The organism is Burkholderia metallica (assembly GCF_001718555.1).
GTDB classification, from domain to species: Bacteria; Pseudomonadota; Gammaproteobacteria; order Burkholderiales; family Burkholderiaceae; genus Burkholderia; species Burkholderia metallica.
The window spans coordinates 2867878-2884207 of the sequence record NZ_CP013403.1 but is presented as its reverse complement, the minus strand read 5'-3'; the positions used below and the strand labels follow the sequence as shown (position 1 = coordinate 2884207).

At 66.4% G+C, this 16330-nt stretch carries 15 protein-coding genes and 1 pseudogene; 7 read left to right on the top strand and 9 right to left on the bottom strand.

Annotation, left to right across the window (positions count from 1 at the left end):
* Nucleotides 1-70: 70 nt before the first annotated feature.
* A complete protein-coding gene (locus tag WJ16_RS32230; RefSeq protein ID WP_069260977.1) occupies nt 71-1195 on the top strand; it encodes a 3-deoxy-7-phosphoheptulonate synthase in 1125 nt (374 codons plus the stop codon).
* A gap of 379 nt (nt 1196-1574) precedes the next feature.
* Complete coding sequence (locus WJ16_RS32225) at nt 1575-2003, top strand: PRC-barrel domain-containing protein (protein WP_069260976.1); 429 nt, start codon at nt 1575-1577, stop codon at nt 2001-2003.
* Nucleotides 2004-2070: 67 nt separating this feature from the next.
* On the opposite strand, the gene WJ16_RS32220 is transcribed toward WJ16_RS32225, so the two are convergent.
* From WJ16_RS32220 to dapF, 7 genes are all read right to left on the bottom strand, one after another.
* The gene (locus WJ16_RS32220) at nt 2071-2586 is read right to left on the bottom strand and encodes an Ohr family peroxiredoxin (RefSeq protein WP_069260975.1); all 516 of its coding nucleotides are present in this window, start codon (nt 2584-2586) and stop codon (nt 2071-2073) included.
* A 25-nt stretch (nt 2587-2611) separates the two neighbouring features.
* Nucleotides 2612-3367: an SDR family oxidoreductase gene (locus tag WJ16_RS32215; protein WP_069260974.1), complete on the bottom strand. Its 756-nt coding sequence runs from the start codon at nt 3365-3367 to the stop codon at nt 2612-2614.
* Between the two features lie 202 nt (nt 3368-3569).
* The gene (locus tag WJ16_RS32210) at nt 3570-4574 is read right to left on the bottom strand and encodes a LysR family transcriptional regulator (protein WP_069260973.1); all 1005 of its coding nucleotides are present in this window, start codon (nt 4572-4574) and stop codon (nt 3570-3572) included.
* Nucleotides 4575-4683: 109 nt separating this feature from the next.
* Nucleotides 4684-5088, bottom strand: a complete 405-nt coding sequence (locus WJ16_RS32205) for a cupin domain-containing protein (RefSeq protein WP_069260972.1) — start codon at nt 5086-5088, stop codon at nt 4684-4686.
* A gap of 64 nt (nt 5089-5152) precedes the next feature.
* Nucleotides 5153-5632, bottom strand: a complete 480-nt coding sequence (locus tag WJ16_RS32200; protein ID WP_069260971.1) for a carboxymuconolactone decarboxylase family protein — start codon at nt 5630-5632, stop codon at nt 5153-5155.
* A gap of 200 nt (nt 5633-5832) precedes the next feature.
* On the bottom strand, nt 5833-6720 hold the full coding sequence (locus tag WJ16_RS32195) for an RNA polymerase sigma-70 factor (protein WP_069260970.1): 888 nt from the start codon (nt 6718-6720) through the stop codon (nt 5833-5835).
* Nucleotides 6717-7526 carry a diaminopimelate epimerase gene (dapF, locus tag WJ16_RS32190; RefSeq protein WP_069260969.1) on the bottom strand — a complete coding sequence of 270 codons (810 nt, stop codon included), beginning with the start codon at nt 7524-7526 and terminating at the stop codon, nt 6717-6719. The genes WJ16_RS32195 and dapF overlap by 4 nt, the downstream gene beginning before the upstream one ends.
* 325 nt (nt 7527-7851) lie before the next feature.
* Here dapF and WJ16_RS32185 point away from each other — a divergent pair, with 325 nt between their 5' ends.
* The 5 genes and pseudogenes from WJ16_RS32185 to WJ16_RS35990 all read left to right on the top strand — a co-directional run.
* On the top strand, nt 7852-9342 hold the full coding sequence (locus WJ16_RS32185) for an alanine/glycine:cation symporter family protein (RefSeq protein WP_069260968.1): 1491 nt from the start codon (nt 7852-7854) through the stop codon (nt 9340-9342).
* A gap of 349 nt (nt 9343-9691) precedes the next feature.
* Nucleotides 9692-11770: a carbon starvation CstA family protein gene (locus WJ16_RS32180; RefSeq protein ID WP_069260967.1), complete on the top strand. Its 2079-nt coding sequence runs from the start codon at nt 9692-9694 to the stop codon at nt 11768-11770.
* A gap of 12 nt (nt 11771-11782) precedes the next feature.
* Complete coding sequence (locus tag WJ16_RS32175) at nt 11783-11989, top strand: YbdD/YjiX family protein (RefSeq protein WP_014900797.1); 207 nt, start codon at nt 11783-11785, stop codon at nt 11987-11989.
* Nucleotides 11990-12186: 197 nt separating this feature from the next.
* Nucleotides 12187-12807 carry a PAQR family membrane homeostasis protein TrhA gene (trhA, locus tag WJ16_RS32170; RefSeq protein ID WP_069260966.1) on the top strand — a complete coding sequence of 207 codons (621 nt, stop codon included), beginning with the start codon at nt 12187-12189 and terminating at the stop codon, nt 12805-12807.
* A gap of 20 nt (nt 12808-12827) precedes the next feature.
* Nucleotides 12828-13043 (top strand): annotated as a pseudogene (locus tag WJ16_RS35990) (DUF4158 domain-containing protein); the annotation flags it as partial.
* Between the two features lie 51 nt (nt 13044-13094).
* Here WJ16_RS35990 and WJ16_RS32165 read toward each other — a convergent pair.
* A complete protein-coding gene (locus WJ16_RS32165) occupies nt 13095-13622 on the bottom strand; it encodes a GNAT family N-acetyltransferase (RefSeq protein ID WP_069260965.1) in 528 nt (175 codons plus the stop codon).
* Between the two features lie 12 nt (nt 13623-13634).
* Nucleotides 13635-16082, bottom strand: coding sequence for a penicillin acylase family protein (locus WJ16_RS32160; protein WP_069260964.1), 2448 nt, complete (start codon nt 16080-16082; stop codon nt 13635-13637).
* Between the last annotated feature and the right edge of the window lie 248 nt (nt 16083-16330).

The following is a 16330-nucleotide window of genomic DNA, read 5'->3' as shown; positions in this document are numbered from 1 at the left end:
CCGCCCCCGCCCCGCCCGAGTGCCATAATCGAGCCTGCCCGTCATTCCAAAAGTCCCCCGGAGAATCACCATGCAGAACCTCGACAATCCTTCCCACGATCGCGAGGTAGGCAGCGCCGACGCGACGCAGGACACCACGCGCATCGACGACGTCCGCATCGGCGCGGTGCGTCCGCTGATTTCGCCGGCGCTGCTGCTGGACGAACTGCCGGTGCCGGCCGCCACGCAGACGCTCGTCGAGGACACGCGCCGCGCGATCGGCGACATCCTGCACGGCCGCGACGACCGGCTGCTGCTCGTCGTCGGCCCGTGCTCGATCCACGATCACGACCAGGCGCTCGACTACGCGCGCCGCCTGAAGGCGACCGCCGATGTGCTGAAGGACGACCTGCTGATCACGATGCGCGTCTACTTCGAGAAGCCGCGCACGACGGTCGGCTGGAAGGGCTACATCAACGATCCGCGCCTCGACGGAAGTTTCCGCATCAACGAAGGGCTGCGCGCCGCGCGGCAACTGCTGCTCGACATCAACGCGCTGGGCCTGCCGGCGTCGACCGAATTTCTCGACCTGCTGAGCCCGCAGTACATCGCCGACCTGATCGCGTGGGGCGCGATCGGCGCGCGCACGACCGAGAGCCAGAGCCATCGCCAGCTCGCGTCGGGCCTGAGCTGCCCGATCGGCTTCAAGAACGGCACCGACGGCGGCGTACAGGTCGCATCCGATGCGATCGTCGCCGCGGCCGCGAGCCATGCGTTCATGGGGATGACGAAGATGGGGATGGCCGCGATCTTCGAGACACGCGGCAACGACGACGCGCACGTGATCCTGCGCGGCGGCAAGAACGGCCCGAACTACGACGCCGAACACGTCGAGGCGAGCTGCGCGGTGCTGCGCAAGGCCGGGCTGCGCGAGCAGGTGATGGTCGACTGCTCGCACGCGAACTCGAACAAGTCGCACGATCGTCAGGTCGACGTCGCGCAGGATCTCGCACGGCAACTGTCGCAGGGCGAGCAACGGATCGTCGGCGTGATGGTGGAGAGCCATCTCGAGGCCGGACGTCAGGACCTGAAGCCGGGCGTGCCGCTGAAATACGGCGTATCGATCACCGATGCGTGCCTGAGCTGGGCGCAGACGGAACCCGTGCTCGACGTGCTGGCCGACGCCGTGCGGCAACGGCGCGCGCGCAACGCGTGACGCGTGGTGCGATGGGCTGCCGACGACGCATCACCGGCCCCGCAACGATGTCGCAATGATCGAGCGGCTTCGCGACGAAGTCAGCCGGGATTATTCCGGCACGCTGACCATCGCGAACGATCTGGACGAGATCGCCGTCTGACGGGCGAGTTCGCCACGAGCGGAAGGCCCACATGCCGACAGGCCGGCCGGTCGTCGCTGCGTCCGATCGCCGCTGGCCGGCTGGGGCCGGTGCGGCTACCATGGCGTGGTATCGCGCGGCAGGCCGCTGCGCGTGCACTCATCGGCGGCGCGGCCGGCCGCCGGTCCGCGGGCGAAGCGCGATGCATGCGTCGCTTCGCTCGCGGAATCCACAACAACCGAACCGGAGTGCAACACCATGACGTTCCACAAGACCCTCCTCGCAGCAACCATCCTCGCATCGAGCGTCAGCGCGCACGCGCAGATCGCCGGTGCGCAGCCGATCAGCGTGACCGTCGAGCAATCGCAGGCGCTGCTCGAAGGCTGGAGCGTGAAGAAGAGCGTGCTCGGCAAGTCCGTGTACAACGACGAGAACCAGAAGGTCGGCACCGTGCGCGACCTGATCGTCGCGCCGGACGGCTCGGTGTCGGCGGCGATCGTGTCGGCCGGCGGCTTCCTCGGCGTGGCCGCGCACGACGTCGCGGTGCCGATCGCGTCGCTCGACGTGCGCAACGGCAACATCTACCTGCCGGGCGCGACGAAGGACGCGCTGAAGGCGACGCCCGCGTTCCAGTACGCGAAGGTGCCGTCGCCGCCGAAGCCGAAGAAGCTCGACGACAAGCACTGAGCAGGCGCGTAGCACCCATCGGCCGGCGCGGCCCGGCGCATCACGCGCCGGGCCGCGCCGTCTGCGTTCAACCGCTCGACGTCTCGTCCGGCGGCGCGAGCGCCACGACGTGGCTGATGCCTTCGTGCGCCATCTTCGTGTAAGGGCTGAAGCGCTCCGTATGGCGGACGAGTTCTTCCGCCACCGTGCGCTCGACGCCCGGCAGCCGCACGCGAATGTTCGCGCTCAGCATGAACAGCCCGTCCACCGGATCGCGGCAGAAGTCGACCGACGCGCTGACCGACGCGCCGTCGATCGACACGCCGGCCCGCGCGGCGAGCAGGCTCAGCGCGCCGTGAAAGCACGCCGCATAGCTCGCGGCAAACAACTGTTCCGGGTTCGGGCCGTCGCCCGGGCCGCCGAGCGCGCGCGGCAGGCGCAGCGCCACATCGAGGCGGCCGTCGTCGGAACGCGCGACGCCCGACGCGCGGCCGTGCTCCGCCGCGCCGCCCGTGACGGTCACCGTCGTCGAATAGAGCGTGCGCGGCTCCCGTCCGCGATAAGGGTCGAGCAGCGAGAGCGGCGGCGGGCGAAGCGGCGTCATGGCGTACGGGATCCTGCCGGGCGGCTCAGCGCGCGGGCTGGCTGTTGCGAAACCACGCGTCGAACGTCGTCGTGCCGAGGCGGGCGCCCGGCCCGGGCACGAGCGTGTCGTCCTGCAGCATCGCGCCGAAGTAATCGGCATCCGCGTCCTTGACCACCGTGCGCGGATCGTGCGTGACCTGCAGGAAATGTTCGACCAGATCGGCGATCCGCACACGATCGGGGCCGCCGATTTCGGCGATGCCGTTGCGCGGCGCGGCGAGGGCGACATCGGTGACGGCGGCAGCGACGTCGTCCGACGCGATCGGCTGGAAGAACGCGGTGGTCTGGCGCGTGGTGTCGCCTTCGGTGCTCGCCTGCGCGATCGCACCGACGAATTCGAAGAACTGCGTCGAGCGCACGATCGTGTACGGCACGCCCGCCGCGCGGATCAGGTCTTCCTGGATGAGCTTGCCGCGGAAATACGCGCTTTGCTGCAGGCGGTCGGTGCCGACCACCGACAGCGCGACGTGATGGCGCACGCCGGCCGCACGCTCCGCGGCGAACAGGTTGCGTCCCGACGTCTCGAAGAAGGCCTTCACGGCCGCTTCCTCGAACGACGGCGAGTTCGCGAGGTCGACCACGACGTCCGCGCCCGCGAGCGCGTCGGCCAGCCCCGCGCCGGTGATCGTGTCGACGCCGGTCGACGGCGCCGCCGCAACGGCTTCGTGACCGCGCGCGATCAGGTTCCTGACGACTTTGCTGCCGATGAGGCCGGTACCACCTATCACGACGATTTTCACGAATGTTCTCCTTGTAGGGGCGCGATTAGCGCGCCCCCTGAATCTGTCGAAGCCGGCACGCGCCGCGCTGGCGCGACGCTGCCGGCACGTTGCCGAAGGGCGCGCGCGACGATGAGCGCGCCGTCGACCCGCCCGTATCGTAGGCACGCGCCACGTAACCCGGAAGGGCCCCGCAGGCCCTCATGATGTTGCATCGAATGCATCAATCGACTGCCTCCAGCGGCGCCATCGACGTCATCGTCGTCAGGCACAGCAGGTCGCGCGCCCGCGTCTGGTCGATCATGTAGTCGATGAACACGCGGATGCGCGTCGGCAGATGCTTGCGGCTCAGGTAGCACAGATAGTGTCCGCCGTCGTCCGGTGCGTGCTGGCCGAGGCAGCTCACCAGTTGCCCGTCGGCAAGCAGGTCGCACACCTGGTACGCGGGCAGTTGCGCGATGCCGAGCCCGTCGAGCGCGGCGCGCACGACCAGGTCCATGTCGTTGAACGTGTGATGTGCGGCGAGCTGGCGCTGCTGCGCGAGCCCGTCGACCTTGAATTCCCATTCCGTCACGCGGCCCGACGCCGTGCGCAGGTTGATGCAGCGGTGCTGCGCCAGCTCGTCCACGTGACGCGGCAGGCCGTACCGGTGCGCGTACGACGGCGACGCGCAGACGATCATCTGCATCGGAATCAACCGGCGCGCGACGATCGCGCTGTCCTCCATGCGGCCGTCGCGAAACGCGACGTCGATGCGGTCGGCGGAGAAATCGGCCGGCCGGTCGTTCAGCAGCAGCTCCAGCGTGATGTCCGGATACTGCGCGTGGAAATCGCGCAGCAGCGGCGCGATGATCTTGCGGCCGAAGCCGGGCGTCGAGCCGATCCGCAGGTGGCCGCTCGGCGGGCCGCTGCGCAGCTCGCGCATGTCCTCGAGCGCCTGCGCCAGATGTTCGATGCCCGGCCGGCAGTTTTCGTAGAAGAGCTCGCCTTCGCGCGTCAGCGACATGCTGCGCGTCGTGCGCTGGAACAGGCGCGCGTCGAGCCGGTCCTCGAGCCGTTGCACGTGGCGGCTGACCGACGAGCGGCCGACGCCGAGGCGATCGGCCGCGCGGGCGAAGCTGCCCTCGGTGACGACGGCCAGGAAGGTGACCACACCTGCGTAGCAGGTCGAGAAGCCGCGCGCAAATGGATCGTCGGCATCGGGGCGGCGAATGGAAGTGTCTGACATGGGCGCTGGATTCGTGGTGTCCATATGCGACTAGACGTTTCAGCGCTACTGCCTGTGACACCGTCCGCCGCATTTTTAAAAAAACGGGACGCGGCGGGGTGCAGGCCGGTTATTTTTCCGGCACGAACACGGGCGCTCCCTTGTCCTTCAACAGCAGCACGATGAACTTCGCGGGTTTCGTGCTGCTCGCGTTGCGTCCGACCGTGTGCAGGTCGTCCGGGCCTTCGTAGAAGGTCTGGCCCGGCTTCAGCGTGACGGGCTCGCCGCCCTTCACCTGCATCACGATCGAGCCCTCCACGACATAGACGAACGCGTCGGCGTGGTGACGATGGACGGGGTCGACCGCGCCGGGCGGGTATTCGACCGAGATCATCTCGGCTTCCTTGCCCGGGTACGCGTCGAGCGGCTTCGTCATCAGCGGCGTGACGATGGCGGAAGGCGCCGCGTGGACGGCGCCGGCGTGGGCGGCCGCGGCGACGAGCGCGGCCGCGACGACAGGTTTGAAGCGAATCATCGGATGGATTCCAGTGAGGCGGCCGGCGGGCAGCCGGCGGCGATGGAGGGCGGCTGCCGGCGCGTCAGGCGAGGTTCGCCTTGTCGAGACCGTAGACCTTGTCGGCCGAACCCGGCACGGTGCGGAACGCGACGTTCGCGCGGTTCCAGCCGTTGATCGCCATCACTTCGAACGTCAGATCCGACAATTCCTTTTCGGAGAACTGGCCGCGTACGCGATCGTAGATGTCGTCCGGCACGCCGTGCTCGGGCAGTTTCGTCAGCACTTCGGTCCACGCGAGCGCGGCCCGCTCGCGCGGCGAGAACAGCGTCGACTCGCGCCACGCCGCGAGATGGTGCAGGCGCAACTCGCGCTCGCCGTGCAGGCGCGCCTCCTTCACGTGCATGTCGAGGCAGAATGCGCAGCCGTTGATCTGCGACGCGCGCGCGGACACGAGATCGCGGATCGATTCCTCGATCGCGCTGGTGCGCAGCAGGTTGCTGAGTTCGAGGAACTGCCGGAACAGCTCCGGCGATTGATGCATGTAGTTGAGACGCTGCGTCATGATTTCTCCTGGCGACGAAGAGGCGAGCCCGCGCTCGGCGGGTGTCGTGGGGCGGCAGGGCGCCGCGCGAAATCATCTTAGGAGCGCGCGGTAGCCACGCAAAGGGACGCATCATGTTGCGCGCGCTGCACCAATGCCGCATCGGGCGGCACACGGTGCGCGCGTCGGGCTTCAGGCCGCCGATCGCCGATCGTCAGGCGTCAACCGGCATCGCATGCGGCTGCGATGCGCGCGAGCTTGTCGGGGTTGCGCTGCACGAGAATCCGGACGATGCGCGCGCCGTCCGTCTCGAACGCCATCGCGGATTCGAGTTGCCCGGCGATGAAGCGCAGCATCGCCCATTCGTCGTTCAGCACGACCGGGCGCATTTCGACGCCGTCGCCGCAGCGCAGCCACGTCGCGTAGAACAGTTGTGCAATGCGGCGACCGCCGACCATCGGTTTCGGGAAACTCTGGACCTTGCCGCCGCCGTCGCCGATCAGCATCGCGTCTTCGGCGAGCAGCGCCTGGATCGACGGGAAATCGCCTTGCGCGAGCGCGTGCGAAAAGGTCTGCAGCAGTCGCCGGTGCGTTTCGCGCGGCACCACGTGGCGCGGCCGGTCGTCGTCGCGCAGCTGGGCCTTCGCGCGGCTGACGAGTTGCCGGCACGCGGCTTCGGATTTGCCGATCGCGTCGGCGATCTCGTCGTAGTCGGCATCGAACACTTCGCGCAGCAGGAACGCGGCGCGCGCTTCCGGCGTCAGGCGTTCGAGCAGCAGCAGGTACGCGACCGAGACGTCGTTCGCGCGCTCCGTCATTTCCTCGGGCGTCGCCGGCGATTCGCCGAGCTCGGGCTCGGGCAGCCAGATGCCCGTGTAGTGCTCGCGCCGGATCTTCGCCGCGCGCAGGCGGTCGATCGACGTCCGGGTCGTGACCGCGACGAGCCATGCCTCGCTGTTCTCGATGCCGTCGCGCGCCGCTTCGTGCCAGCGGAGCCACACGTCCTGCACGATGTCTTCGGCGTCCGCGACCGAGCCGAGCATCCGGTACGCGATCTTCTGCAGGCGCGGGCGCAGCGCGCGGAAAGTCTGTGCGTCGTCGGTCGTCACAGCCACACCCCGCTGAAGCCGAACGTCACGGGCCCGGTCAGGAACGCGCTGCCGGCGCCGTCCCAGCGCACCGTGACGTCGCCGCCGTCGCACTCGACCCGCACGGCCGCGTCGAGCAGCCCGCGCCGGATGCCGTTGACCACCGCGCCGCACGCACACGATCCGGAGCCGAGCGGCACGCCGCCGCCGCGCTCCCAGATGCGCAGGCGAATATGCGTGCGATCGATGACCTGGACGAAATGCACGTTGGTTTTCTGCGGAAACAGCGGATGCGTTTCGATGGCCGGGCCGAGCGCCGCGACATCGATCGTGCGCAGATCGTCGACGAAGAACGTGCAATGCGGATTGCCCATGCTGCACGCGGCCGGCGCGCCGGGCAGCGGCAGCGCGAGCGTGTCGAGCGCGTCGGCGACCGGCACGTCCCGCCAGCCGGTGAGCGGCGTGCCCATCCCGACGGTGATCAGGCCGTCGGTGTCGCCCGAACACACGAGATAGCCGCGCGGCGTGCGCAGCACGAGCGACGTCATGCCGGTTTCCTGCATCAGCTTCCACGCGACGCCGCGCGTGGCGCTGCCGCACGTGTCGAGCGCCGAGCCGTCGGCGTTCCAGAACGCGACGCGGGCCGCCGCGTCGTCGCAGTCCGACACGACCGCGAGCTGGTTGAAGCCGATGCCGCCACGCCGGTCGCCCATGCGCCGTACCAGCGCGGGGTCGATGCGGTGCGCGCGATCGTGATCCTGGCCGCGCAGGTCGACGATGACGAAGTCATCGCCGTTCGCGTTCATCTTCTGAAATCCGATCGGCATGGCAATTCCGGTGGGAGGCAGGCGAACACTGTACGGTGCGCGCGGCCGGGGATCAATGCCGTTCGCGCGCGGGGCCATGCGGCGCCGGGAGATGCGACGCGCCCGGCGCACGGCGCGCAGCCCGCTTGCCGATCACGTCGTTGCCACGCCGCCCGGGTTCGTCACGCGCCGCTTGGGGGACACCCCAATGACGAAGCATATCGTAAGGCATGTAATATAAATGAAAGTTAAATTCGGATCTGTCTGCAGTCGTGACGCCCGCGCGCCCGCGTAACGGATCCGACTCTCCGCCACGCGCCATTCTCGCCTTCAACAGCAACGCCCTATGGAACAACTCGTCGATTCGCTCAACGGTGTCATCTGGAGCCCCGCGCTCATCTTTCTCTGCCTTGCCGCGGGGCTGTACTTTTCGCTGCGCACGCGCTTCGCGCAGGTTCGCCATTTCGTCGAGATGCTGCGCCTGATGCGCGGCAGCAAGGCGTCGGCGGAGGGCGTGTCGTCGTTCCAGGCGCTGGCGATGTCGCTGTCGGGGCGCGTCGGCACCGGCAACATCGCGGGCGTCGCGACGGCCATCACGTTCGGTGGCCCCGGGGCGATGTTCTGGATGTGGCTCGTCGCGTTCCTCGGCGCGAGCACCGCGTTCGTCGAATCGACGCTGTCGCAGATCTACAAGGTGCGGCGCGAAGGGCAGTATCGCGGCGGCCCCGCGTATTACATCGAGAAGGGGCTCGGCATCCGCTGGTATGCGGTGGCGTTCGCGATTGCCACCGTGCTCGCGTGCGGGCTGCTGCTCCCGGGCGTGCAGGCGAACGGGATCTCGTCCGCGATCGAGAATTCGTTCGGCATCGCGAAGCCCGTCACGGGCGCGGTGCTCGTGCTGCTGCTCGGGCTCATCATCTTCGGCGGCGTGAAGCGGATCGCGCGCGTCGCGGAAATCGTCGTGCCGTTCATGGCGCTCGGCTACATCCTGATCGCGTGCGTCGTGATCGCGCTCGACATCGAGCGCCTACCGGGTGTCGTCAAGCTGGTGTTCGAAAGCGCGTTCGGCTTCGAGGCCGGCTTCGGCGCGGTGCTCGGCATGGCGATCCAGTGGGGCGTGAAGCGCGGCGTCTATTCGAACGAAGCGGGGCAGGGCACCGGCCCGCACGCGTCGGCTGCCGCCGAAGTGACGCACCCGGCGCAGCAGGGGCTCGTGCAGGCGTTCTCCGTCTACGTCGATACGCTGTTCGTCTGCTCGGCGACGGGCTTCATGATCCTGATCACCGGCGCGTACAACGTGGTTGCGCCGGGCGGCCGCGCGCTGTTCTCGGGCGCGGCCGGCATCGAGGCCGGCCCCGGCTACACGCAGATGGCCGTCGAGTCGGTGCTGCCGGGCTTCGGCGCGGCGTTCGTCGCGATGGCGCTGTTCTTCTTCGCGTTCACCACGATCCTCGCGTACTACTACATCGCGGAAACCAACGTGGCGTACCTGAGCCGCGCGCGCAGCAGCGCCGCCGGCACGTTCGTGCTGCGCGCGGTGATCCTGCTCGCGACGCTGTACGGTGCGGTGAAGAGCGCGAGCGTCGCGTGGGCGCTGGGCGACATCGGCGTCGGGTTGATGGCGTGGCTCAACATCGTCGCGATCCTGCTGCTGCAGAAACCGGCGCTCAAGGCGCTGCGCGACTACGAAGCGCAGAAGCGCGCGGGACGCGAACCGTCGTTCGATCCGGCGGCGCTCGGCATCGCGAACGCGACGTTCTGGGAGAAGCCGGCGGCGGCCAGCGGCGCGCGCGACAGCCGGGCAGAGCCGGTCGTGGTGGCCGAGCGGCAGTCATAGCAACGCCTCCCGTGGCGGTGCGCCGTCTGCGAGGACGGCGGCGCGCATTGCGGGAATCCTGCGGTTCACTCCAGCGGCCGGCACTTCTGTTGCCGGCCGTTTTGCATCGTGCTGCGCCGGGCAGGCCGGCGCGATTCCCGACGCTTCCCCCGAACGTTGCGCGCACATCTACGTAATTCTACGTAGATGTGCATACGTAGTTGTCCGCTTGTAAGCTGCCCCCGTCGCACGGAATACTACGGCCCATCGCCGCGGCCTTTGCGAGTCCGTGGCACGACGCATCGACGTCACGCGTGTGCGGTGCCTTCGCCGCATGCCATCTAAAACATATTGGAGACCAGGAGACGCCATGAATCGGGCTTCCAGTACCCTGCTCTGGATTGCGGTCGCGCTACTCGGCGCGTTCGCGTTCGGCACGATCGCACTCGCACACGGCGAGCGCGTCAGTGCCCTCTGGATCGTGATCGCCGCAGTCTGCGTGTATCTGATCGCGTATCGCTTCTACAGCCGTTTCATCGCCAGCAAGGTCATGCAGCTCGACGGGCTGCGGATGACGCCGGCCGTCAAATACAACGACGGCCTCGACTACGTGCCGACCAACAAGTACGTGCTGTTCGGCCATCACTTCGCCGCGATCGCCGGCGCCGGCCCGCTCGTCGGGCCCGTGCTCGCCGCGCAGATGGGCTACACGCCCGGCATGCTGTGGATCCTGGCCGGCGTCGTGTTCGCGGGCGCGGTGCAGGACTTCATCGTGCTGTTCATCTCGACGCGCCGCGACGGCCGCTCGCTCGGCGACCTCGTGAAGATGGAGCTCGGCACCGTGCCCGGCGTGATCGCGCTGTTCGGCGCGTTCCTGATCATGGTGATCATCCTCGCGGTGCTCGCGCTGATCGTCGTGAAGGCGCTGACCAATTCGCCGTGGGGCACGTTCACCGTCGCCGCGACGATTCCGATCGCGCTGTTCATGGGCGTCTATACGCGCTACATCCGTCCGGGCCGCATCGGCGAAGTGTCGATCATCGGCTTCGTGCTGCTGATGGCGTCGATCGCGTTCGGCCAGCACGTGCACGATTCGCCGACGCTCGCCGCGTGGTTCACGTTCACGGGCACGCAGCTCACGTGGATCCTGATCGGCTACGGCTTCGTCGCATCGGTGCTGCCGGTGTGGCTGCTGCTCGCGCCGCGCGATTACCTGTCGACGTTCCTGAAGATCGGCACGATCCTCGGCCTCGCGATCGGCATCCTGGTCGTCGCGCCGGAACTGAAGATGCCCGCGCTGACGAAGTTCGTCGACGGCACGGGCCCGGTGTGGTCGGGCAACCTGTTCCCGTTCCTGTTCATCACGATCGCGTGCGGCGCCGTGTCGGGCTTCCACGCACTGATCTCGTCGGGCACGACGCCGAAGCTGATCGACAACGAAACCAACGCGCGCTTCATCGGTTACGGCGCGATGCTGATGGAATCGTTCGTCGCGATCATGGCGCTGGTCGCCGCGTGCGTGATCGAGCCGGGCATCTACTTCGCGATGAACGCACCGGCCGCCGTGCTCGGCTCGACGCCGGAAGCGGTGGCCAACACGGTCACGCAATGGGGCTTCGTGCTGACGCCCGACATGCTGACGCAGACCGCGAAGGCCGTCGGCGAAACGACGATCATCGCGCGCGCGGGCGGCGCGCCGACGCTGGCCGTCGGCATGGCGCACATCCTGCATCAGGTGATCGGCGGCGAAGCGATGATGGCGTTCTGGTATCACTTCGCGATCCTGTTCGAGGCGCTGTTCATCCTGACGGCCGTCGACGCCGGCACGCGCGCGGGCCGTTTCATGCTGCAGGACCTGCTCGGCACGTTCCACCCGGCGCTCAAGCGCACCGAGTCGCTGCCCGCGAACCTGGTCGCCACCGCGCTGTGCGTGGCCGCGTGGGGCTACTTCCTGTACCAGGGCGTGGTCGATCCGCTCGGCGGCATCAACACGCTGTGGCCGCTGTTCGGCATCTCGAACCAGATGCTCGCCGCGATCGCGCTGGTGCTCGGCACCGTCGTGCTGTTCAAGATGAAGCGCGAGCGCTATGCATGGGTGACGATCGTGCCGACCGCATGGCTGCTGATCTGCACGCTGACCGCCGGCTGGCAGAAGATTTTCGACGCGAACCCGAAGGTCAGCTTCCTCGCGCACGCCGCGAAGCTGCAGGCCGCGGTGGACGAAGGCAAGGTGCTCGCGCCGGCGAAGTCGATCGCGCAGATGAAGCGGATCATCTTCAACGACTACATCGATGCGGCGCTGGCGGGCCTGTTCATCTTCGTCGTGGTGAGCATCGCGGTGTACGGCGTGATCGCCGTGCTGCGCGCGCGTCGCGAGTCGAAGCCGACCGTGCGCGAGACGCCGTACGAAGCGATGCCGGCCGCGCAGGCGCTCGGCAGCGGCCGATAACCGGAGGCCGCGATGTTCAGCGATCTCGGCAGCGACCTGCGCAGCGCGGGGCGTTACCTCGGGCAGGCGTTGCGGCTGATGGTCGGCTTGCCCGACTACGACACCTACGTCGCGCACATGCGCGAGACCCATCCGGACCGCGAGCCGATGACGTACGAGGCATTCTTCCGCGAGCGTCAGAATGCGCGGTACGGGTCGGGGGCGGGAAAGTGTTGCTGAACCCGTTCGTCGAAATGAACTGACGATTCGGGCCTGTCATCGAAACAGAAGCGCCGCGACGGATGTCGCGGCGTTTTTTTTCGTGGGCGGGCCGGCGGTGCGCGTCGCCGTTTGCCCGGGCGCAGCACGGCGAACGCCGGCCGCCGGTATCATAGGGGCTTCTTTTTTTCCCCGATGGACCCGCAGGAGAACACGTCGTGCATGTCGGTGAGCGTTTCAACAGCATTTCCCATCTCGTCGGCGCGGTGCTGTCGGTGGCGGGTCTCGTGGCGCTCGTGACGATGGGCGCGCTCGAAGGCGATCCGTACAAGGTCGTGAGCTTCAGCGTGTACGGCGCGATGCTGATCCTGCTCTATGCGATTTCGACGCTGTACCACAGCGTGCGCAATCCGCGCCTGAAAGCGATCCTGCAGAAGTGCGACCACGCGGCGATCTACCTGCTGATTGCCGGCAGCTACACGCCGTTCACGCTGGTCACGCTGCGCGGCCCGTGGGGCTGGTCGCTGTTCGGCGTGAGCTGGGGGCTGGCCGTGTTCGGGATCGTGCAGGAGCTGACGCTCGGGCGGCGCACGCGCCTGCTGTCGATGATCCTGTACGTGGCGATGGGCTGGCTCGCGCTCGTCGCGGTGCGTCCGCTGATCCACGCGCTGCCGCCGGTCGGCACCGCGTGGCTCGTGGCCGGCGGCCTGATCTACAGCGCGGGGATCTACTTCTTCATCAACGACGAGCGCATTCGCCACGGGCACGGCATCTGGCATCTGTTCGTGCTGGCGGGGAGCCTGTGCCAGTTCGTCAGTGTCGCGATGTATGTCGCGTGAGTGGCCCTCCGACGATCCGCATGGCTACCCTCGAACGCATCGGATACCCGCGCTTCCCCGAGGTTCTGGCTCCCCGGGAATTGCAAGCCTGCTACACACCACTGCTCGACTAACTCGAACGGGCTCGCTACTCAACGCGCGGTGAGCGACCGCGATTGGGTTTGCTGGTGCTGCTGAAGGTCTTCGAGCAACTGCACTATTTCTCGCCGCTCGATATCATTCCGGCCGTCATGGTAGGAGCAGGTATCCCAATCTGCAGCCATAAGAATAATTGTTTGGGATAGCGATTATTGTCGAAGCCGCAAATACATCCATAGCTCGTCGTAGAACATTCCATCCACCTGTATGCCGGAAGGTTCCAGACCAAATACGGAAAAACCAAGCGATGCATACAAGGCAATGGCCTTGTGGTTGCCGGCGTTTACCGTGAGGACGAGTTGAAGCAACTCGGGTACCGTGCGCGCCGTTTCAATCGCGCGGGTCAGGAGTGCGCGACCAATCCCCCTGCCCCTCGCGGTAGGTGTGACATACATCGCGGTGAGCGATCCCTTGTGCGAAAACTTCTTTCTGTCGTCGCGATTAAGCGCAACCATGCCGATCAAGCGTTGACCATCTGGGCAATGTTCATCGTCGTCAAATGCACCAAACAGGCAGCGATCCTGGGAAATCGCGAGCCGCTGCTCGATTCTTTCCTTTGAGTACATCCTTTCTTGTTCATAGCTGGCTCCGAAATGTGATGCTTCAGTTTGCAACGCGGCCAGACGCAAGGTCTGATACCGCGCGGCGTCGAGGGGGGTGAGCGTGCGTATTTTCATGTTCGATCGGATTCAATGAAGATTGACTGGCCCGTTTCCCGGGCGCGAAGTGGAGCGTTCCATTGGAGCCAGCACAAGAAGATGGGCTTGGGGTCCGGGTAACAGCGGCGTCTTCTGCCCAAGGACCCATGCCGAGTGGCCTGCCAGGAAGTACGAACTCAGGGGGTTCCCGCTTTGTCCCCCCGGCATATTGAAAATGGCCCGGTCTTCATGTCCGGGAGACATCACCATTCGCTCCGATTGACCAAAGGAAGGGGCCGAAACACGAGGCATGTTTCCGTCACCTGGCAGTGGGTCTGCTGGAGCCGCAAGCCATCGTGACAGAAAGGGCAGGCTCTTGACGAACGGATGCGCAATGCGAGCCTCGTTTCTACGTCCCCAGCTCGAGTCCTTCAGGCGTGAAGAATGCTGCGTCAGCTTGGAAATTGCATCATCTATCGCGGCGAGTTCCAGGTCATGCCAACTCTGCCGATTCCTTGGCAGCCAGCCCGACGGTTGCTGGTCGACGAGATGCGCGAGGACGACCGGCCACCGTGGCACTGCTTTGGCGAAGCTCGCGCTCGGGTCCAGTTTCTGCATATCCCGGTCCGCTGCGCCAAACACCTCGCCATATAAACCATATAAATAACTCCGGCTCAGGAGGTATGCGACGGAGTCGACACAGGCACATCCAGTCCAGCTCGCGAGCAGCAACTTCCTGAATTCATCGCGTTGAGGATGGCCGGCCACCGCTTGCGCATCCAGGACGCGCAACGCGCGATCCCGCCAAGCCGACATGAACAGCGCTCGATCGTCCAGAGCCGGAGCGTAAGCACCCGCTTCGTCGATTTCGCGTCGCGCCGTGAGGTCGTCGCGAATCTGACGCGCCCTCGCACCCAGATCGGCGCCGCCGTCGCCGATCGTGCCGTAGCCCGAGCCGGCGAGTTGCCTGGAGTTGGCTGACCATAACTGGCCTGACGCCGGGTTGACGATGGATGGATGCTCGCGCGGTGCAAGGAGGGCACGCCATCCCCCGGCACCGATGTCGGCGGAGTCGGGGAACGTGTCGGCCGATACCGGATGCCGATCCGGCATCGCGCCCGCGACAGTCCAGCCAATATTTCCCGCCGTATCGCCAGCCAGTAGATTCTGTGCAGGGATACCCGCCGACTGGCCGATGGACAAGGCCTCCGGAACATTGGCGACTGCCTCCATGCGGAGCAGGCCCAGGTTGACGGCGCCATTGTCCTTCGCGACCCATCTGACGGCGTAGTGCTTGGCACCTACGTTCCAGACAGGTCCCATTTCTGTTTCGGTGATGCGAATTGTTTCTGCATGGCGGCCGTTGACTTGCAGTTCCTCGTCCCGGAATCGAAGCGGCGCCCACCCGGTTGCTGTTCGATAGCGATCGGAGTGCTGCGGGTCGAACTGTAATTCCACGAGATCAAGGTAATCGCCATAACTGTTCGTGAATCCCCACGCAACCTTGCCGTTGCTGCCAGCAACGACGGCCGGCGCTCCCGGCAGCGTAACGCCGACGACCCGTCGCGGCGTGCCGGACGGTGATGGATATTCGAGTGCGGCTCTGTACCAGATATTGGGGAGACCGAGGCCAAGGTGCATGTCATTCGCGACAATTGCACTGCCGGTGGCCGTGCGTTTCCCCGACAAGGCCCACGCGCTGCTGCCGATTCCCGTGCCGAGCTGCACCTCCGCAAGTGCTTGCGAGGGCGAATCGCCGAGCCAGGCCGGCGCGGTGCCATACACGGTCTGCGTATTGCACGTGACGGAAGGTGCGTCTAGAGGCGCATCCCACTCACTGCATTTGGGTAACAGCGTCTTCAGTGCTGCGGCTCCCGTATGCTCGCGCAGCCACCCGAGGGCGAACTCGCGGTGCAACTGACTTTCCTGTAGCTCGAAATACATTGACCAGATGACCAACAGGCTGTCTTCCGCGCGCCAGGGCCGCGGCGTGGTGCGTAACACGATGTATTCGAATGGCCGCACCGGAAGTGCTGCGAGCCCAGCATTGACGCCCGCCGTGTAGCGATCCAGGAGTTCCTTGTCGGCCGCAGGGAGGTTCGCGAGCACCTTGCTCGCGAGCACGTTGAATCCATATATCCGGCGATCGCGATCGATGCCGAGCGCCGCTGGGCCGATCAGTGCTGCCAGCGTTCCGGCAGCGGACCGCCTGAGCAGATCCATCTGGAAAAAGCGTTCCTGAGCGTGCAGGAAGCCCGTCGCATAGGCCACGTCTTCACGCGTAGCACCGGATATCGTCGGCATGCCCTGCGCATCGCGTGCAATGTCGACATTGGCGTGCACGCCGGTTGCGCGTATCGTGCCGTCAAGCGCAGGCAAGCTTAGGGCTATTGAAAATGCGCCCGCAGCCAACGCTAAAGCGCCTAGAGAAGCAATAAGGATGCCGAATTTCACGGCGAAGCGGGGAAGACCGCCTTGTCGAGCGATTGCCGTTCTCATTTCACGGGGTCCCCGGGGGGCGGCAGGAAGGCGCATCCACTGTGCTGGTTCGCCAGTGAATGAGATATATGTCAAGCGGAAAGTTTTTCATGATGTCAAGCATGCGCAATCGAAGGCGGACGGATTGCGTATCTGTCGACCATCGTGGTTCCGGACGTGGTCCTGGATTTCCAATCCGGATGAGCCGACGCCTATTCGGACTACGTTCCGTGGCTTCGCGAATAGACGGGTAATGCTTCGACGTGCCA